The organism is Sphingomonas sp. CCH9-F2 (assembly GCF_001556735.1).
GTDB classification, from domain to species: Bacteria; Pseudomonadota; Alphaproteobacteria; order Sphingomonadales; family Sphingomonadaceae; genus Sphingomonas; species Sphingomonas ginsenosidimutans.
Genome location: NZ_LSJO01000712.1, coordinates 1 through 17,023 on the forward strand (window position 1 = coordinate 1; position 17,023 = coordinate 17,023).

General features: G+C 70.0%; 19 protein-coding genes. 9 read left to right on the plus strand and 10 right to left on the minus strand.

Features of this window, described 5'->3' with window-relative positions; genetic code table 11:
• The first annotated feature begins 114 nt into the window (after positions 1-114).
• From leuB to AX685_RS20275, 3 genes are all read left to right on the plus strand, one after another.
• Complete coding sequence (gene leuB, locus AX685_RS20265; protein WP_066492072.1) at positions 115-1,167, plus strand: 3-isopropylmalate dehydrogenase; 1,053 nt, start codon at positions 115-117, stop codon at positions 1,165-1,167.
• A gap of 11 nt (positions 1,168-1,178) precedes the next feature.
• Positions 1,179-2,282 carry a glycosyltransferase gene (locus AX685_RS20270; RefSeq protein WP_066492073.1) on the plus strand — a complete coding sequence of 368 codons (1,104 nt, stop codon included), beginning with the start codon at positions 1,179-1,181 and terminating at the stop codon, positions 2,280-2,282.
• A 255-nt stretch (positions 2,283-2,537) separates the two neighbouring features.
• Positions 2,538-3,599 carry an acyltransferase family protein gene (locus tag AX685_RS20275; protein WP_066492075.1) on the plus strand — a complete coding sequence of 354 codons (1,062 nt, stop codon included), beginning with the start codon at positions 2,538-2,540 and terminating at the stop codon, positions 3,597-3,599.
• On the opposite strand, the gene AX685_RS20280 is transcribed toward AX685_RS20275, so the two are convergent.
• A complete protein-coding gene (locus AX685_RS20280) occupies positions 3,565-4,791 on the minus strand; it encodes a glycosyltransferase family 39 protein (RefSeq protein ID WP_066492077.1) in 1,227 nt (408 codons plus the stop codon). The two genes, AX685_RS20275 and AX685_RS20280, sit on opposite strands and share 35 nt — an antisense overlap.
• A gap of 71 nt (positions 4,792-4,862) precedes the next feature.
• Between AX685_RS20280 and AX685_RS20285 the strand changes: the two genes are divergently transcribed.
• Genes AX685_RS20285 through AX685_RS20295 form a run of 3 tightly spaced genes read left to right on the plus strand, consistent with a single transcriptional unit; the run spans position 4,863 to position 7,284 of the window.
• Entirely contained in the window at positions 4,863-6,068 is a 1,206-nt protein-coding gene (locus AX685_RS20285; protein ID WP_066492079.1) for a trans-sulfuration enzyme family protein, read from the plus strand.
• Positions 6,069-6,082: 14 nt separating this feature from the next.
• Positions 6,083-6,481, plus strand: coding sequence for a Co2+/Mg2+ efflux protein ApaG (gene apaG, locus AX685_RS20290; protein WP_066492117.1), 399 nt, complete (start codon positions 6,083-6,085; stop codon positions 6,479-6,481).
• Between the two features lie 11 nt (positions 6,482-6,492).
• Positions 6,493-7,284, plus strand: coding sequence for a LysR family transcriptional regulator (locus AX685_RS20295; RefSeq protein ID WP_066492081.1), 792 nt, complete (start codon positions 6,493-6,495; stop codon positions 7,282-7,284).
• Between the two features lie 15 nt (positions 7,285-7,299).
• Here AX685_RS20295 and AX685_RS20300 read toward each other — a convergent pair whose 3' ends face one another.
• A complete protein-coding gene (locus AX685_RS20300; RefSeq protein WP_066492083.1) occupies positions 7,300-7,650 on the minus strand; it encodes a VOC family protein in 351 nt (116 codons plus the stop codon).
• A 161-nt stretch (positions 7,651-7,811) separates the two neighbouring features.
• Here AX685_RS20300 and AX685_RS20305 point away from each other — a divergent pair, with 161 nt between their 5' ends.
• Complete coding sequence (locus AX685_RS20305) at positions 7,812-8,342, plus strand: TetR/AcrR family transcriptional regulator (RefSeq protein WP_066492089.1); 531 nt, start codon at positions 7,812-7,814, stop codon at positions 8,340-8,342.
• 29 nt (positions 8,343-8,371) lie between these two features.
• On the opposite strand, the gene AX685_RS20310 is transcribed toward AX685_RS20305, so the two are convergent.
• The 3 genes from AX685_RS20310 to AX685_RS20320 form a co-directional block, all read right to left on the minus strand.
• Entirely contained in the window at positions 8,372-8,554 is a 183-nt protein-coding gene (locus AX685_RS20310; protein ID WP_066492091.1) for a hypothetical protein, read from the minus strand.
• Between the two features lie 44 nt (positions 8,555-8,598).
• Positions 8,599-8,802 (minus strand): hypothetical protein, encoded by a 204-nt coding sequence (locus tag AX685_RS20315; RefSeq protein WP_066492094.1) that lies wholly within the window; start codon positions 8,800-8,802, stop codon positions 8,599-8,601.
• 114 nt (positions 8,803-8,916) lie between these two features.
• The gene (locus AX685_RS20320; protein WP_066492096.1) at positions 8,917-9,771 is read right to left on the minus strand and encodes an ABC transporter permease; all 855 of its coding nucleotides are present in this window, start codon (positions 9,769-9,771) and stop codon (positions 8,917-8,919) included.
• Positions 9,772-9,831: 60 nt separating this feature from the next.
• On the opposite strand from AX685_RS20320, the gene AX685_RS20325 reads away from it, so the two are divergent.
• A complete protein-coding gene (locus tag AX685_RS20325) occupies positions 9,832-10,572 on the plus strand; it encodes a GcrA family cell cycle regulator (protein WP_066492098.1) in 741 nt (246 codons plus the stop codon).
• Between the two features lie 325 nt (positions 10,573-10,897).
• On the opposite strand, the gene glnA is transcribed toward AX685_RS20325, so the two are convergent.
• The 4 genes from glnA to AX685_RS20345 all read right to left on the minus strand — a co-directional run bounded on the left by glnA (position 10,898) and on the right by AX685_RS20345 (position 14,181).
• A complete protein-coding gene (gene glnA, locus AX685_RS20330) occupies positions 10,898-12,310 on the minus strand; it encodes a type I glutamate--ammonia ligase (RefSeq protein ID WP_066492100.1) in 1,413 nt (470 codons plus the stop codon).
• A gap of 104 nt (positions 12,311-12,414) precedes the next feature.
• Complete coding sequence (locus AX685_RS20335) at positions 12,415-12,753, minus strand: P-II family nitrogen regulator (protein ID WP_066492102.1); 339 nt, start codon at positions 12,751-12,753, stop codon at positions 12,415-12,417.
• A gap of 189 nt (positions 12,754-12,942) precedes the next feature.
• Entirely contained in the window at positions 12,943-13,419 is a 477-nt protein-coding gene (locus tag AX685_RS20340; protein ID WP_066492105.1) for an OsmC family protein, read from the minus strand.
• Positions 13,420-13,422: 3 nt separating this feature from the next.
• Positions 13,423-14,181, minus strand: coding sequence for a competence/damage-inducible protein A (locus AX685_RS20345; protein WP_066492111.1), 759 nt, complete (start codon positions 14,179-14,181; stop codon positions 13,423-13,425).
• A 51-nt stretch (positions 14,182-14,232) separates the two neighbouring features.
• Between AX685_RS20345 and map the strand changes: the two genes are divergently transcribed.
• A complete protein-coding gene (gene map / locus AX685_RS20350) occupies positions 14,233-15,057 on the plus strand; it encodes a type I methionyl aminopeptidase (RefSeq protein WP_066492113.1) in 825 nt (274 codons plus the stop codon).
• 134 nt (positions 15,058-15,191) lie between these two features.
• Here the strand turns inward: map and recN are convergent, their stop codons facing one another.
• Entirely contained in the window at positions 15,192-16,847 is a 1,656-nt protein-coding gene (gene recN, locus AX685_RS20355; RefSeq protein ID WP_066492115.1) for a DNA repair protein RecN, read from the minus strand.
• Positions 16,848-17,023 lie beyond the last annotated feature (176 nt).

Consider the following 17,023-nt stretch of genomic DNA (forward strand, 5'->3'; position numbering starts at 1 on the left):
GCGCGCGACCTGCTGACCGATCGGCGCCGCGACGTGCTGGCCGCGCGCGAGCGGCTGGTCGCGCGGGTCAACAGGGCGGTTGCGTAGCGCCGCGCGCCGCGCCATGCGGTCGGCATGACGGACACGAAACTGATCGCGATTCTACCGGGCGACGGCATCGGCCCCGAAGTGACTGCCGAGGCGCGGCGCGTGCTGGAGGCGCTGGCGCTGCCGTTGTCGTTCGAGGAAGCGCCGGTCGGCGGCGCCGCCTATCGCGCCAGCGGCCATCCGCTGCCCGACGAGACGCTGGCGCTGGCGAAGCGGGCCGACGCGATCCTGTTCGGCGCGGTCGGCGATCCGGCGTTCGACGGGCTGGAGCGTTCGCTGCGCCCGGAACAGGCGATCCTGGGGCTGCGCAAGCATCTGGCGACTTTCGCCAACCTGCGCCCCGCGCGGATCTTCGCCGGGCTGGAGGATGCCTCGACGCTGAAGCCGGAGGTCGCGCGCGCGATCGACCTGGTGATCGTGCGCGAACTGAACGGGGACGTCTATTTCGGCGAGAAGGGGCGCCGCACCACCGACGCCGGCCTGCGCGAGGGGCACGACCTGATGCGCTATGATGAGTCAGAGGTGCGCCGCATCGCGCATATCGGGTTCCAGACCGCGGCGAAGCGGCGCGGCAAATTGTGTTCGGTGGACAAGGCCAATGTGCTGGAAACCTCGCAATTGTGGCGCGACGTGGTGATCGAGGTGGCAGCGGAATATCCGCAGGTCGAACTGACGCACATGTACGTCGACAATGCCGCGATGCAGCTGGTGCGCAACCCCGGCGCGTTCGACACGATCGTCACCGGCAATCTGTTCGGCGATATCCTGTCGGATCAGGCGAGCATGTGCGTCGGCTCGATCGGGATGCTGCCGTCCGCCTCGCTCGATGCCGATGCCAAGGGGCTGTACGAACCGATCCACGGTTCCGCCCCCGATATCGCCGGGCAGGGGAAGGCGAACCCGTGCGCCGCGATCCTGTCGGCCGCGATGATGCTGCGCCATTCGCTGGCGATGTCCGACCCCGCCGACCGGATCGAGGCGGCCGTCGCCGCCGCGCTGGCCACCGGCGTGCGTACCCCCGACCTGGGCGGCACGGCGAGCACGCGGGCGATGGGCGACGCGGTGCTCGCCGCGCTCTGAAGCGACCGGCGATGGCGCCCCCGCTCGACGTCGCGGTCGTCATCCCGACCTTCAACGAGCGTGCGAACGTCGCCGCTTTGGTCGCGCGGCTCGACGTCGCGCTCGCCGGGCTGGCGTGGGAGGCGATCGTCGTCGACGACGACAGCCCGGACGGCACCGCCGATGCCGCGCGCGCGCTGGCGCTGGCCGATCCGCGCGTGCGGGTGATCCAGCGCATCGGGCGGCGCGGCCTGTCGACCGCCTGTATCGAGGGGATGTGCGCCACCGCCGCGCCGCTGGTCGCGGTGATGGACGGCGATCTCCAGCATGACGAGGCGCTGCTGCCTCTGATGGTCGCCGCGCTGCGCGATGACGCGGCGCTCGACCTGGCGATCGGATCGCGCTTCGCGCCCGGCGGCGGGACCGGGGAATGGGACCGCGACCGGGTGGCGAAATCGGCGCTGGCGACGCGGCTGGCGGCGCTGGTGCTGCGCTCCGACCTGGCCGATCCGATGAGCGGCTTCTTCATGATCCGCACCGCCACCGTCCGCGCGCTGGTGCCGCGGCTGGGCGGGATCGGCTTCAAGATCCTGCTGGATATCATGAGCGCCAGCCCGCGCCCGCTGGCGTTCGTCGAGCTGCCCTACACCTTCCGCACCCGCGCAGCGGGGGAAAGCAAGCTCGACCATGTCGTCGCGCTGGAATATCTGATCGCGCTGTACGACCGGCGGATGGGGCGGATCGTGCCGGTACGCTTCGCGATGTTCTCCGCGATCGGCGCGCTGGGCGCGGGGGTGCATATGGCGGTGCTCAGCCTTGCCTATCTGCTGCTCGGCTGGTCGTTCCTGGCCGGGGAGATCGCCGCGACCGCGGTGGCGATGACGTTCAACTTCTTCCTCAACAACGCGCTGACCTATCGCGACCGGCGGCTGACCGGCGCGCGTGCGCTGTTCGACGGCTGGGTCGCCTTCTGCCTGGTCTGTTCGGTGGGGGCGGTGGCCAATGTCGGCGTGGCGGCGTTCCTGCACGACGTGCGCGCGGGCTATTGGGCAGCTTCCACGCTGCTCGGCGTGCTGGTGGGCGCGGTGTGGAATTACGCGCTGTCGTCGCGTTTCACCTGGGGACGCTATCGCTGAACGGCCCGCCTTGCCCCCGGTCGCGAACCGGCTACGCTGCGCGAAAACGGGAGGGGTGCCGTATGAACGCCGTGTGGATCGCGCTGGGCGCGGTGTTGTTATGCGTCGTCACGACGTCGGTTGCGCTGCTGGCGGCGTCGCGCAAGCCGAAATAGCTCGCCGCGCCCGTCGTTCCGGGTATCTGGCGTCCGTGCCCCTGATCGGGCAAGACGCCCGGCATGCGGGCTGGCCGCGCCGCGCTAGGTGGGGGACGTCGTGTCGAGACCGCATTTCCTGACGCTGGACGCGATGCGCGGCGTGGCGGCGATCACGGTCGTGCTGTTCCACGGCGCCCGGCTGGCCGGCGTGCAGACGATGCCGCACGGCTATTTGGCCGTCGACATGTTCTTCGCGCTGTCCGGCTTCGTGATCTCGCGCGCCTACGATCGGCGGCTGGCGGCGGACTGGACGCCGCTGCCGTTCTTCCGGCTGCGGCTGGTGCGTTTCTATCCGCTCTACGCGCTGGGGCTGGCGCTCGGCGCAACGCGTGAGATGCTGCTGCTGGCGACGCACAACCATTTCGCCTTGCCGGCGCCGCTGCTGTTCGGCGCGCTGGCGGCGGCGGCGCTGTTCCTGCCGTTCCCGCTCGAGCAGCGCGACAATTACCTGTTTGCGATGAACCCGCCCAGCTGGTCGCTGTTGTACGAACTGCTGGTCAACGTCGCCTATGCCGTGGTGTTTCGCTGGCTCACGGTACGCACGCTGGTCGCGATCGCGCTGACCGGCCTGCTGGCGATCTGGGTCTTCGCCATCGACGCGGGGACGCTGCAACTGGGCGGCACGGGCGCGCAATGGCCCGGCGGCACCGCGCGGACGATCTTCGCCTTTTCGGTCGGGGTGCTCATCAACCGGCTCGACCTGCGGACGCGCGCGGTGCCGCCGTGGCTGCTGCTGGCGCTGGTGGTGGCGATCGGGGCCAGCCCGGCGGGCTGGGGCGTCGCGTTCGATCTGGCGATCGTCACCTTCGTCGTGCCGGTGATGATCGCGGCCGGCGCCTCGGCCACGGTGGGGGAGGCGCAGCGCGGACTGTTCGCGTTCCTGGGGGAGATCAGCTTCCCGATCTACGCCATCCACGGCCCGTTGCTGCCGATCGCGGAAATGGCGGCGCAGCGCCTGCCCGGCGTGCCGCGCGTCGCGATGCTGGCGGCGCTGGTCGCCGCGCTGCTGGTCGCCGCGTGGCTGTTGGAGCGGGTGTACGACGCGCCGCTGCGGCGACGATTGCGCCGGTTCGCGATGCCGGACGTCACACCCAGCGCGCGAACCACGTCCAGCGGCTGAACGCGCCGGCGTGCGCCAGCGGCTCGGCCGACAGCACCGGCAGGAAATATAGCGCCAGCGCGAAGGCGACGAGCAGATAGACCTCCACCCACTCGCCCAGCGCCGCGCGCCAGTGATCGATCGCCACCGCCAGCGCGACCGAAAGAAACACCCCGGCGGGATAGTAATAATAATAGAAGCCCAGCGACTTGGGGATGACCGCGAACATCCCCAGCGCCAGCGCCCACAGCATCGCCGGCGCCAGCAGCCGCGCCGATCCGGTGCGGATCCACCCGTACAGGCACGCCGCCACCGCGATCAGCCCGCCCCACATCACCGCCGGATTGCCGATCATCAGGATGCCGCGCTGCACACCGTCGACCGGTTCATACAGATACCAGATCGGGCGCAGCATCAGCGGCCACGTGTACCACGCCGCCTGATAGGTGTGCGGCGGCAGCACCAGGGTCTGGCGCTGGTACATCTCCCACTGGAACGCCAGCAGCCGCGCCGGGGTCAGCGCGTCGTTGGCGTAGAGGAAGGCGGGGGCGAAGGTCAGGAAATAGACCCCGACCGATACCGCCCCCAGCGTGGCGATCGCCGGCAGCGCGCGCATCCCCGGCCAGCGGTCCGTTCGCCCGCGCCGCATCGCCAGGAACGCCACCGCGGCGGCGGCGACATAGGGTGCGGCGCTCCATTTGCACGCGGTCGCGCAGCCCAGCATCGCGGCGCCGATGGCCCAGCTCGCCATGCTGCCGCTGCGCGCGCTCGCCGCGATTAAGGCGATCCCGGCGATCACGAAGGCGAGCATGAACGTGTCGAGCATCGCGATCCGCGCCTGGACGTAGACGGTGAAGCCCAGCAGCGCGAGCGTCGCGGCCAGCAGCGCGGGGGGCGTGCGCTGCGTCAGCACGCGCGTCAGCGCGAAGACCCCGCCGATCGTCGCCCCGCCCGCCACCGTCGACATGAACCGCCAGCCCAGCGGCGTATCGCCGAAGATCAGCATGCCCGCGGCGATCAGTTCCTTGCCCAGCAGCGGATGCTCGACATTCTCCGGCCCCGACAGCGTCAGCAGCACGCGCGCGGCGCGCACGTAATGCACCTCGTCGAACACCAGCTGCGCCGGCACGGTCACGCGGAACAGGAAGATCGCCCAGGCGAGCAGCGCGACCGCCGGTCCCGCGATCCAAGGATTGTCGACGTTGCGGCGCATCGGCGCTGATTCCCCCTTCGCGTGCCCATCCCCCTTGTCTCGATCCGCCGCGAAAGGCAAAGCGTGGCGCCATGAAGCGGCGCACCGGACAGGACCGATCGATCACCCAGGGCTGGCGCCCCGCCACCCAGGCCGTGCGCGGCGGCACCGCGCGCAGCGAGTTCGGCGAAACGTCGGAGGCGATCTTCCTCACCTCCGGCTATTGCTACGACCGCGCGGAGGACGCCGCGGCGCGTTTCGCCGGGGAACAGCAGGGGATGACCTATTCCCGGCTCCAGAACCCCACGGTGGAGATGCTGGAACAGCGCATCGCGCTGCTGGAAGGGGCTGAGGCGTGCCGCACCATGGCCACCGGCATGGCGGCGATGACCGCGGTGCTCTTGTGCCAGTTGCAGCAGGGCGACCATGTCGTCGCCGGGCGCGCCGCGTTCGGGTCGTGCCGCTGGCTGGTCGATACGCTGCTGCCCAAGTTCGGCATCGCCACCACCATCGTCGACGCCCGCGATCCGCAGGCGTTCCAGGACGCGGTGAAGCCCGAAACGAAGGTGTTCTTCTTCGAAACGCCCGCCAATCCGACGATGGACGTCGTCGATCTGGCGGCGGTGTGCGGCATCGCGCGCGAACGCGGCATCGTCAGCGTGGTCGACAATGCCTTCGCCACCCCCGCGCTCCAGCGGCCGATGGACTTCGGCGCCGACGTCACCGCTTATTCCGCGACCAAGATGATGGACGGGCAGGGCCGCGTGCTGGCCGGCGCGGTGTGCGGGACCGAGGATTTCATCACCAACATGCTGCTGCCGTTCACGCGCAACACCGGCCCGACGCTGTCGGCGTTCAACGCCTGGGTGGTGCTGAAGGGGCTGGAGACGCTGGACCTGCGCATCCGCCGCCAGTCCGACAATGCGCTGGCGGTCGGCCGCTTCCTGGAAGGGCGGGTGCCGCGCATCCTCCACCCCGGCCTCGCCAGCCACCCGCAGCATGATCTGGCGATGCGGCAGATGGTCGCGGCGGGCGGTATCTTCGCGTTTGAGGTGGAAGGGCGCGCGCAGGCGCATGCGCTTCTCGACGCGCTCCAGCTGATCGACATTTCGAACAACATCGGCGATTCGCGCTCGCTGATGACGCATCCGGCATCCACCACCCATTACGGCGTTGCGGCCGAGGCGCGCGCGGAAATGGGCGTGACCGAGGGGTTGCTGCGCCTCAACGTCGGGCTGGAGGATCCCGCCGACCTGATCGACGACCTCGACCAGGCGTTGCGGCAGGTGGGGCTGTAATGGCGGTCGGCGCGATCGGGGCGCTGTTTCCCGACGCCGCCACCACCGGCGACGTGACCGTGCGCGTCTCCGCCAGCTACCTGCCCGAACAGTCGGAGCCGGCGCGCGGGCGCTGGTTCTGGGCCTATCACATCCGCATCGAGAATGACGGCGCGGGGGCGGTGCAGCTGCTGACCCGCCACTGGATCATCACCGACGGGCGCGGCGCGCGCCATACGGTGGAGGGGGAGGGCGTCGTCGGTGAACAGCCGCTGATCGCGGCCGGCGCCAGCTACGATTACGTGTCGGGCTGCCCGCTGGCCACGCCGACCGGGACGATGCAGGGCAGCTACCGGATGATCGCGCAGGACGGCTCGCTGTTCGACGTCGCGATCCCGCGCTTCGCGCTCACCGCCCCGGCGGTCGCGGAATAGGGGCGGGGGCCATGAAGCGTACGCATCTGCCGCTCAACGGGCTGCGCGTGCTCGACGCCGCGGCGCGCCACCTGTCGTTCACCCGCGCCGCCGACGAACTGGCGGTGACCCCGGCGGCGGTCGGGCAGCAGATCCGCGCGCTCGAGGACACGCTCGGCGTCGTGCTGTTCCGCCGCACCACCAAGGGGCTGGAACTGACGCCGGAGGGCGATGCCGGGCTGGCCGCGTTGCGCCGCGCCTTCCTGGAATTCGAGGAAGCGGTGCGCGCGATGCAGGCGGGGCAGTCGTCCCGCTCGCTGACGATCGCCGCGCCGCGCGACGTGACCGAGAAATGGCTGTTGCCGCGACTGGCGCAGATCGCCGCGGGCGACGCCGAGACGCGCTTCGCGCTGGTGACCGCGGACGAGAATGTCGATTTCACCGAGGCGAACCTCGACCTGGCGATCCGCTGGGGCGAGGGGCCGGGCGATCATGAGGGCGAGGCGATCGAGAGCGAAGGGCTGGTGACGGTCGCGCGCCCCGGCGGCGGCGCGGACACCGCGATCGCCTGGCCCGGATCGCCCGATGCGGAGGGCAGCGCGCTGGTGCGCGTCGGCGACGCCGGGCTGGCGATCGACGCCGCGGCGGCCGGGCTGGGCCGCGCGACCGTCCCTGAACTGCTCGCCGCGCGTGATATAGCGGCGGGGCGCGTCGTCACGCTGGGCACGCCGCAGCCGTCGCGCAGCGGCTATTGGCTGGTCGCGCCGACCCCGCAATGGCGCCAGAAGAAGGTGCAGCTGCTGGTCGAGGCGCTGGTCGGGTAGGGTCCTGACCCTAGGTCACTCGATGACCCGGCCGATGCGGACCAGCAGGCCGCTTGGGTCGCTGACCGAGAATTCGTAGGTGCCCCATGGCTTGGCGTGGGGTGCGCCGGGCTCGATCACCAGATCGCGGACAGCCTCTGCCATCGCGTCGACATCGTCGACGTAGAGGTACAGGCCGAACGGATTGTCCTCGATATTCCTCGGCCAGCCGGCGAGATGCGTCAGGTGCAGATGCCCGCCACGCCCGTCCTCCAGGATACGGTAATGGCCGTAATCGCTGACGACGGTGAAGTTGAGGCGCCGGTAGAACGCCTCACTCGCGTCGAGATTGCTGCTGGGTACGATCGCCACCGCCCGGTGATCCATGTTGAGCGCTCCGTGATTGCTGCTGTCGGCGACGTGCCCGCCCGGCGATCGGTTGGCGAGGGACAAAAGGCCGTGGAAGGCCGCGGGCGGACATTGGCCCGCAGATGTCCGGCGCGCGACCCCCTCGACCGCGGCGCCCGAATCGGCGATGATGCCGCGTCATGTCGGACCATCGCGCCAAGGGCCGAAGGCCCACCTGCGCCACCAACACGGCCATCATCGACGCCTTCGCCGCGCTTGCTGTGGAACGCCGGTACGGCGCGATCCGCGTGGCGGATCTGATAGCGCGCGCCGGGGTCGGCAAGTCCACTTTCTACGAGCATTTCCGCGGCAAGGACGACGTCATGCTGGCAGCCATGCAGCCGATCGTGCTGGCACTCGCCACCGCGGCGTCGGGCCGGGCAGCGCGACCCTATGTCCGAACAGTCGTGGCGCATCTGTGGGAGCGGCGATCCGCCGTGCGGCCGGTGATCGATTCGGCCGCGGCGGCGACCCTTCAGCGCCGTCTGGCGAGGGCGATCGCGCGACACGGGGGCGAGCGAGACGATGCCGCGGGCACGCCGCTGTTAGCGACCGGAATCGCGGCCGCGCAATTGGCGATGCTCCGATCGTGGCTGGCGGGCCATGCGCCCGCCACGATCGACGCGATGACCGACTGCCTGATCGCCTGTGCGCGGCTGCGCGGTGACTAGGACCGCCGGTTGCCGGGAACGGCGGTTGGTTAGCCGACCGTCTTCGCCTCACGCTGGTCGCGCGCCGCCTCGGTCCGCAGCGATCGGGTCGCCATCTGCGTCCACGCCGCCTCGGCGCGCAGGCAGCGGTCGCGGACATTGGCGAGGTCCGCCGCATCCGCCTGTTCGCGGCAGTCGGCGGCCCGCTGGGTGAACATTTCCGAATCGCGCATCGTCGTCACTCCTGTGCGGTGGATGATAGGGGGCGTTGCGGTGCTCAGGCGGCGGCCAGCCCGGCGGGGTGCAGCGCCTCGTCCATCAGCGGGGTCTCGCTGTCGCGCAGGCCGTCGACCCTCGCGTTGATGCGGCGGGCATAGCCCTGCGCCATCAGCGCGTGGCTGTAGCGTGCCTCGCGGCAGACCGCTGCGGCGGCCTTCATCAGCGATACCTGCTGGCGGTGGAGGAGGTAATTGAGGTCCATGGCGGCTCTCCCATCTGTAAGCGGGAGCGCACTCGGTCTCTCAGTCGCTGCCGCCTACGGCATGTGTGGCAGCGATGGTTCCCATATAGCGACGGGGGTGCGAAAAAGCCACCCTCAGCTCTTCAGCTTCCACCCGCGGCGCAGCAGCACGTAGCATAACGTCGCCAGCGCAACGTCCAGCGCCAGGATCACCACGCTGCCCGTCAGCACCGGCGAATCGGCGGTGCCCAGGAAGCCGTAGCGAAAGCCGGAGATGACGTAGAAAAACGGGTTCACATGGCTGAACGCGCGGAACGCCGGTGCAAGGTGATCGACCGAGTAGAAGGTGCCCGACAGCAGCGTCAGCGGCGCGACGACGAAATTGGTGACCGCAGCGGCATGATCGAACTTCTCCGCCCAGATCGACGTCAGCACGCCGACCAGCGCCAGAAACGCCGATCCCAGCAGCCCGAACCACAGCACCGCGCCGGGATGCCGCGGGGTGACGTCGACGCCCGGCCACAGCGACATCGCCAGGAACACCGCGCATCCGACCAGGAACGCGCGCGTCACCGCCGCGCCGGTCAGCGCCGCCAGCAGTTCCGCGGTGGACAGCGGCGGTTGCAGGTAATCGACGATATTGCCCTGGATCTTGCCGACCAGCAGCGAGAAGCTGGCATTGGCGAACGCATTCTGCAGCATCCCCATCACGATCAGCCCCGGCGCCACGAAATCGGCGAAGGGCACCACCGCGCCGCCGACGCGCACCGGGGTGCGCGCGCCGCTGGCGACGGTGAAGATCACCAGGAACAGCAAGGTCGTGATCGCCGGCGCCCAGATCGTCTGGAGCTGCACCTTGAAGAAACGGCGCACCTCCTTCACATAGAGCGTCTTCAAGCCGCCCCAGTTGACGTTCCGGATCACCGGTTCGCCGGGGGCGTGCCTGACGCCTGACGGAAGTTGACGACCGGGGGAGGGCTGGCTGCTCATCGCGTCTGCGGGTAGACGCTGTCGCCGCTGCCCGCAACCGGCACGCATGAGGAAACGAGAATGTCGTGGACCGACGAGCGGATCGATACGCTCAAGACGATGTGGGAAGCCGGGCAGACCGCCAGCCAGATCGCCGAGGCGCTGGGCGGGGTCAGCCGCAATGCGGTGATCGGCAAGGCGCATCGACTCGGGTTGCAGTCGCGTCCGTCGCCGGTGGTGAGCAAGGAGGAGGCGCGCGCCGCCGCGGAGAAGGCCGCCGCCACGCCGACCGCCGCTGCGGCCCCGCCGGCCGAACCGGTTGCGGCACCGCCGGCCGCCGCGCGCCCGGCGCCGGCTCCGGCCGCGCCGCCGCCCTTCTCCACCGCGCCCGCCGCCCCGCGTGAGGCGGAGGCGCGCGCGCCGGTCGCCGTTGCGGAGGAGCCGGATACCGCCGACGAACCCGCGGCGCCGACGCCCGCGCCGCAGCCGATCCTGCGCTCGGTCGGCCCCGGCGGCTTCGTTCGCCAGGCGCCCGGCGAACAGCAGCCGCCGATCGCCCCCGCGCCGCCGCGCCGGCTGGTCCCCGCGCGCACCGCGCCGGAATATGCCGACAAGACCTCGCTGCTCGATCTCAACGACAAGATCTGCAAATGGCCGCTCGGTCATCCGGGCGAGCCGGACTTCCACTTCTGCGGTGAGAAGGTGAACCCCGGCTTCCCCTATTGCGTCGCGCATTGCGGCCACGCCTACCAGGCGCAGTTGCCCCGCCGCGACCGCCGCGGCGCCCCGCCGCTGCCCTTCGGCGGCCCGCGCGCGCGGTGATCGTGCGGGCGGGGCAGGGGGCGTTACCGGCCCCGCCCCGCCGCTCCGGCCAAACATGTCGCCCCTGCGCAGGCAGGGGCCTCTCTCTGCAACATCACGACCCGCGCCCGGCACGGCAGCGTCGTCCCTGGCTCGACGGCTGTGCGGCACGACAAAGCGCTAGGCCACTGCCTGCGCAGGAGCGGCGGGATGGGGCGATGGCCGCGCGCGCTGGAGTAGCTTGCGCCTGCGCCGAGATGCCCCTCGGCATTGTCGCACCACAACGAAATGGGGCGCCCGGATCGCTCCGGACGCCCCCTTTGCCGTTACCGCGCGGACGCGACGGTCAGGCGCTGTAGTACATGTCGAACTCGACCGGGCTGGGGGTCATTTCCCAGCGCGCGACGTCCGCCCACTTCAGTTCGATATAGGCCTCGATCTGGTCCTTGGTGAACACGTCGCCCTTCAGCAGGAAGTCGTGGTCGGCCTGGAGCGACTCGAGCGCCTCGCGCAGCGATGCGCAGACGGTCGGCACCTGCGCCAGCTCGGCCGGCGGCAGGTCGTACAGGTTCTTGTCCATCGCCTCGCCCGGATGGATCTTGTTCTGGATGCCGTCCAGACCCGCCATCATCAGCGCGGCATAGGCCAGGTACGGGTTGGCCATCGCGTCGGGGAAGCGCACTTCGACGCGCTTGCTCTTCGGCCCGGTGCCGTACGGGATGCGGCACGATGCCGAACGGTTGCGCGCCGAATAGGCGAGCAGCACCGGCGCCTCATAGCCCGGCACCAGCCGCTTGTAGCTGTTGGTGGTCGGGTTGGTGAAGGCGTTGACCGCCTTGGCATGCTTGATGATGCCGCCGATGAAGTACAGGCAGGTTTCCGACAGCCCGGCATAGCCGTTGCCCGCAAACAGCGGCTCCTTGCCGTTCCAGATCGAGAAGTGCGTGTGCATCCCCGAGCCGTTATCTTCCTTGATCGGCTTGGGCATGAAGGTCGCCGACTTGCCATAGGCATGCGCGACCTGGTGCACGACATATTTGTAGATCTGCATCCGGTCGGCGGTGGTGGTCAGCGTGCCGAACGTCAGGCCCAGTTCGTGCTGCGCGGCGGCCACCTCATGGTGGTGCTTGTCGCACGGCAGGCCCATTTCCAGCATCGTGGTGACCATCTCGCCACGGATGTCGACCGCCGAATCGACCGGCGCGACGGGGAAATAGCCGCCCTTGGCGCGCGGGCGGTGGCCCAGGTTGCCGCCCTCGTACTCACGGCCGGTGTTGGTCGGCAGCTCGATATCGTCGATCTTGAAATAGCTGGTATTGTACGACGTCTCGAACTTCACGTCGTCGAACATGAAGAATTCGGCTTCCGGCCCGACGTACACGGTGTCGCCGATCCCGGTGGTCGCCAGATACGCTTCGGCGCGCTTCGCGGTGGTGCGCGGGTCGCGGGCATAGCCCTCACCGGTCGACGGCTCGACGATGTCGCAGAACACGATCAGCATCGGCGTGGCGGAGAAGGGGTCCGTGTACACCGCGTCCAGATCCGGCTTCAGGATCATGTCCGACTCGTTGATCGCCTTCCAGCCCTCGATCGAGCTGCCGTCGAACATCAGGCCGTCGGTCCACTCGTCCTCGCCCATGACCGAGGCGACCATGGTCAGGTGCTGCCACTTGCCCTTGGGATCGGTGAAGCGCAGATCGACCCACTCGATCTCCTCTTCCTTGATCTTCTTCAGAACGTCTGCGGCCGTATTCGCCATGGATAGTCTTCCTCGATCGTCACCCCAGCGAAGGCTGGGGTCTTTTGGTAACAGGGAGACCCCAGCCTGCGCTGGGGTGACGTAACGTTTCGGGGACGCCCCGATTAGATGGCGTCGTCGCCGCGCTCGCCCGTGCGGATGCGCAGCGCGGTCTCGACCGGGATGACGAAAATCTTGCCGTCGCCGATACGGCCGGTCTGCGCGGCGGCGGCGATCGCCTCCACCACGCGCTCGGCCAGCCCGTCCTCGACCACGACCTCCAGCTTCACCTTCGGCAGGAAGTCGACGACATATTCGGCGCCGCGATACAGCTCCGTATGCCCCTTCTGCCGGCCGAAGCCCTTGGCCTCGGTCACGGTGATGCCGCTGACCCCGATCTCGTGCAGCGCTTCCTTCACTTCATCCAGCTTGAACGGCTTGATGATCGCTTCGATCTTCTTCACGCGCCTGACGCCCCACCCAGGTGAACTCGACATGCCCCAACCGGCAGCCCCGGTTTGTGCATTGCACCGATCGTGCCAGCCGCGACGCCGAAGGGCAAGGCGGCGACTCGCCCGCGGAGGGCGTTAACTGTTGCTCAACGATTGGGCAGCGCCCCGCATGGTGCCGGTTTTGGCGGCAGCGGGGGATGTTCAGCCGTGCGTCACGACCGGCGCGCAGCGCACCGGAAACGCCACCGATCGCGCGATGAAGCACAGGTGATGCGCGCGATCGTGCAGCGCGCGCGCCACGTCCGCGTCGCCGCCCGCGGCGATCGTCACCTGCGGGTTGAGCGTCACCGACACGAATCGCCCGCCGCCATCGGCTTCCTCGATCATCTCGCCCGCGGCCTCGTCGTGATAGGCGATGACGATCACCCCCGCCTCGGCGCACAGCGACAGATACCATAATTGGTGGCACGCGCTGAGCGAGGCGACCAGCAGCTCCTCGGGGTTCCAGCGCGCGGGATCGCCGCGAAACGCCGGGTCGGACGATCCCGCGATCGCATGGTCCTTGCCCGCGCCGGTAATGTCATGCGCGCGCTCGTATCCGCGATAGCCGGCGGTGCCGACGCCGGTGTTGCCGGTCCAGTCGACGCGCACGCGATAATGATGGGTGCGCCCCGCCATGGCTCAGATCCCGCCCGGCGTCGCGGTATGGCCCGCCGCGGCCAGTCGCTCGGCGACATCCGCCAGACAGGCATCGACCGCCGCCTCGTCGGGGCTGCGGACGACGAAATTGGCGCCGGTGCGGCCTTCGCGGAAGAACGGATAGCTGCCGATCGCCACGCCGTCATGCGCGCGCTCGGCCTCGCGCAGCAGGTCGGCGACCTCGCTTTCGGCGACCCAGCTGCCGATCGTCTTGCTGACGACCGGGCGCCCGCCCTCCAGCGTGCCGGTCAGCGCGTCGAGCATCCCGGCGGTGATGTGCGGCACGCCGGCCATGATGAAGATGTTGCCGATGCGGATGCCCGGCGCGCCGCTCATCCGGTTCTCGATCAGCCCCGCGCCCTCCGGCACGCGCGCCATGCGCAGCCGCGCCTCGGTCGCGCCGCCGCGGGTGGCATAGTAACGCTCCAGCACCGCCACCGCCTCCGGGTGGTGGACCACGCCCACGCCCAGCGCGGCGGCGATCGCATCGACGGTGATGTCGTCATGCGTCGGCCCGATCCCGCCGGTGGTGAACAGGTAATCGTTGCGCGCGCGCAGGGTGTTCACCGCCTCGACGATCGCTTCCTCGCGGTCGGCGACGACGCGCACCTCGGCCAGGCGGATGCCCTGGACGTTCAGCCATTGCGCGATCTGCGCGACGTTCTTGTCCTGCGTGCGGCCGGACAGGATCTCGTCGCCGATCACCACCAATGCCGCGGTCCAGATGCGTTCGCTTGCCATGATGCGGGCATAACCTCGCCATCGCGCGCGCGCCACGCTATATCCGCGCGCATGACCGAATATGTGACCGTCACCAGCGATGCGCCGCTCGGGCGCAACGGCGCCATCAAGCTGCATGGCCGCGAAGCCTTTGCGGGCATGCACAAGGCGGGGCGGCTGGCCGCCGAAACGCTCGACATGCTGGTGCCGCACATGGTGCCGGGCGTCACCACGGCGGAGATCGACCGGCTGATCTACGATTTCGTGCTGGCGGGCGGGGGCGTGCCCGCGACGCTCGGTTATCGCGGCTATACCCATTCCAGCTGCATCTCGATCAACCATGTCGTCTGCCATGGCATTCCGGCGGACAAGCCGCTGAAGTCGGGCGATATCGTCAATGTCGACGTGACGCCGATCGTCGACGGCTGGCACGGCGACACCAGCCGCATGTACCTGATCGGCGACGTGCCGCTGAAGGCGCGGCGGCTGGTCGACGTCACCTACGAATGTCTGATGATCGGGATCGAGCAGGCGAAGCCCGGCAACCACATGGGCGACGTCGCCCATGCGATCCAGCGCCATGCCGAGGCGCATCGCTACGGCGTGGTGCGCGATTTCTGCGGCCATGGCGTCGGCCGGCTGTTCCACGACGCGCCGGAGGTGGTCCATGTCGGCCGCCCCGGCACCGGGCCAGAGCTGCGCCCGGGCATGATCTTCACGATCGAACCGATGATCAACATCGGCCGCCCCGACGTGAAGCTGCTGGACGACGGCTGGACCGCGGTGACCCGCGACCGCTCGCTGTCGGCGCAGTTCGAACATTCGATCGGCATCACCGAGGACGGCTGCGAGATCTTCACCGCCTCCCCGGCGGGGTTGCACCAGCCGCCGTACTGAGGCGGTCCCGACGCGCGTCACCCAGCGAAGGCGGGGGTCTCTGTGTGGCGCACGGTGTGGTCGACAACGGGAAGGTCCCAGCCTTCGCTGGGACGACGCTTCGGCGCGCGGATGCCGCCACCTGCCACCTCCCGCTACGCCGTCTCCAGCAGCCGTACCGCCTGCGCGCGTGCCTCGTCGGTGACGGTCGCGCCCGACAGCATCCGGGCGATTTCCTCGCGGCGTTCGTCGCTGTCCAGCGGGCGCACGCCGGTGCGGGTGACCGTCCCGTCGCTCGATTTCGCGATCAGCAGGTGGGCGGCGCCGCGCGCCGCGACCTGCGGGCTGTGCGTCACCACCAGCAATTGCGTCGCCTCCGCCAGCCGCGCCAGCCGTTCGCCGATCGCGCTGGCCACCGCGCCGCCGACGCCGCGGTCGATCTCGTCGAAGATCATCGTCGCCGCGCCGCCGGTTTCCGCCAGTGCGACCTTCAGCGCCAGGATGAAGCGCGACAATTCGCCGCCGCTGGCGATCTTCGCCAGCGGGCCGAACGGTGCGCCGGGGTTGGTCGCGATCTCGAACTCCACGCGGTCCTGCCCCGCGGCCGACCAGTCGCGCTCGTCCAGCGGCGCCACCACGGTGCGGAACCGCGCCGCATCGAGCTTCAGCGGCGCCAGTTCCCCCGCCACCGCGGCATCGAGCCGCGTCGCTGCCGCGGTGCGGATCTCCGTCAGGGCCTGCGCCGCCGCGCGATAGGCGGCTCTGGTCGCAGCGACCCGCGCGTCGAGGTCCGCCAGCCCGTACTCGCCCGCGTTCAGCCGCTCCAGCCGCTCGCGCAATTCCTGTTCCAGCGCGGCCAGGTCGTCGGGCTGGACGCGATGCTTGCGCGCCATCGCGCGCAGCTCGAACAGCCGCGCCTCATCTTCCTCCAGCTGGCGGGGGTCGTGCATCAGCGCCAGTGCCGCGTCGCGCAGCTTTTCCTCGGCGACCGCGCCCTCGATCACCGCACGGTCCACCGCCGCCAGCGCCTCGGCCAGCGCCGGGTGGTCGCCCGCGATCCGTTCCAGCACGCGCGCGGCCTGGCGCAAATGCGTCATCGCGCCCGCGCTGCCTTCCAGATGCCCGGTCACCGCGTCGAGATCGCTGGCGATCTTCTCGGCGCGCTGCATCGTCCGGCGGCGCTCGGCCAGCATCTCCTCCTCACCGGTCTCGGGCGCCAGCGCACTCAGCTCGGCGACGGCATGTTCCAGCCAGTCGCGGTCGCGCTGCGCCGCGGCGATCCCGTCGCGCGCACTCGCCAGCGCCTCTTCCGCCGCACGCCACGCGGCATGCGCCGCCGCCACCTCGCGCGTGCCGCCGCGCGCATAGGCGTCCAGCAACGTGCGATGCCCCGCCGCGGCCAGCAGCCCGCGGTCGTCGTGCTGGCCGTGGATTTCCACCAGCATGCCGCCGATCTCGCGCAGCAGCGATGCGGAGGCGGGCTGGTCGTTGACGAAGCCGCGGCTGCCGCCATCGGCCTTTACGATGCGCCGCACGATCAGCGGCTCGCCCGCGTCGATCTCCAGCCCGTTGTCGGCCAGCAGCGCGGTGACTGCCGGCGGTGCATCGAACGTCGCGGTGACCACGGCCTGAGCTGCGCCGCTGCGTACCAGCGCGCTGTCGCCGCGCCGCCCCAGCGCCAGCCCCAATGCGTCGAGCAGGATCGACTTGCCCGCGCCGGTTTCCCCGGTCAGCACGCCCAGCCCGGCGCCGAATTCCAGCTCCAGCGCCTCGATCAGCACGACGTCCCGGATGGATAGAGCGGTCAGCATGGCCGCATCTCCCTTAGCCGGGTTTGCAGCGCGTGTTTACCCCGTTTGTTCCGGGTATCCGCGCTCAGGGCTGCGACGGCGATGGCGGCGTCGCGGTGCCCGCCCCCGGCGCGGTGCTGCCCGGCGAAGTGTCGCCGCCGGTGGTCGCCGGGGTGGTGGGGGCGGGGGCGTCGGCC

Coding starts and splice junctions, on each gene's coding strand:
- AX685_RS20310 (WP_066492091.1), bottom strand. CDS start 8,554: ATGCGCGATTCGGAAATGTTCACCCAGCGGGCCGCCGACTGCCGCGAA.
- AX685_RS20325 (WP_066492098.1), top strand. CDS start 9,832: ATGTCGTGGACCGACGAGCGGATCGATACGCTCAAGACGATGTGGGAA.
- AX685_RS20300 (WP_066492083.1), bottom strand. CDS start 7,650: ATGGATCACCGGGCGGTGGCGATCGTACCCAGCAGCAATCTCGACGCG.
- map (WP_066492113.1), top strand. CDS start 14,233: ATGACCGAATATGTGACCGTCACCAGCGATGCGCCGCTCGGGCGCAAC.
- glnA (WP_066492100.1), bottom strand. CDS start 12,310: ATGGCGAATACGGCCGCAGACGTTCTGAAGAAGATCAAGGAAGAGGAG.
- AX685_RS20340 (WP_066492105.1), bottom strand. CDS start 13,419: ATGGCGGGGCGCACCCATCATTATCGCGTGCGCGTCGACTGGACCGGC.
- AX685_RS20295 (WP_066492081.1), top strand. CDS start 6,493: ATGAAGCGTACGCATCTGCCGCTCAACGGGCTGCGCGTGCTCGACGCC.
- AX685_RS20315 (WP_066492094.1), bottom strand. CDS start 8,802: ATGGACCTCAATTACCTCCTCCACCGCCAGCAGGTATCGCTGATGAAG.
- recN (WP_066492115.1), bottom strand. CDS start 16,847: ATGCTGACCGCTCTATCCATCCGGGACGTCGTGCTGATCGAGGCGCTG.
- AX685_RS20345 (WP_066492111.1), bottom strand. CDS start 14,181: ATGGCAAGCGAACGCATCTGGACCGCGGCATTGGTGGTGATCGGCGAC.
- AX685_RS20320 (WP_066492096.1), bottom strand. CDS start 9,771: ATGAGCAGCCAGCCCTCCCCCGGTCGTCAACTTCCGTCAGGCGTCAGG.
- AX685_RS20280 (WP_066492077.1), bottom strand. CDS start 4,791: ATGCGCCGCAACGTCGACAATCCTTGGATCGCGGGACCGGCGGTCGCG.
- leuB (WP_066492072.1), top strand. CDS start 115: ATGACGGACACGAAACTGATCGCGATTCTACCGGGCGACGGCATCGGC.
- AX685_RS20270 (WP_066492073.1), top strand. CDS start 1,179: ATGGCGCCCCCGCTCGACGTCGCGGTCGTCATCCCGACCTTCAACGAG.
- AX685_RS20305 (WP_066492089.1), top strand. CDS start 7,812: ATGTCGGACCATCGCGCCAAGGGCCGAAGGCCCACCTGCGCCACCAAC.
- AX685_RS20285 (WP_066492079.1), top strand. CDS start 4,863: ATGAAGCGGCGCACCGGACAGGACCGATCGATCACCCAGGGCTGGCGC.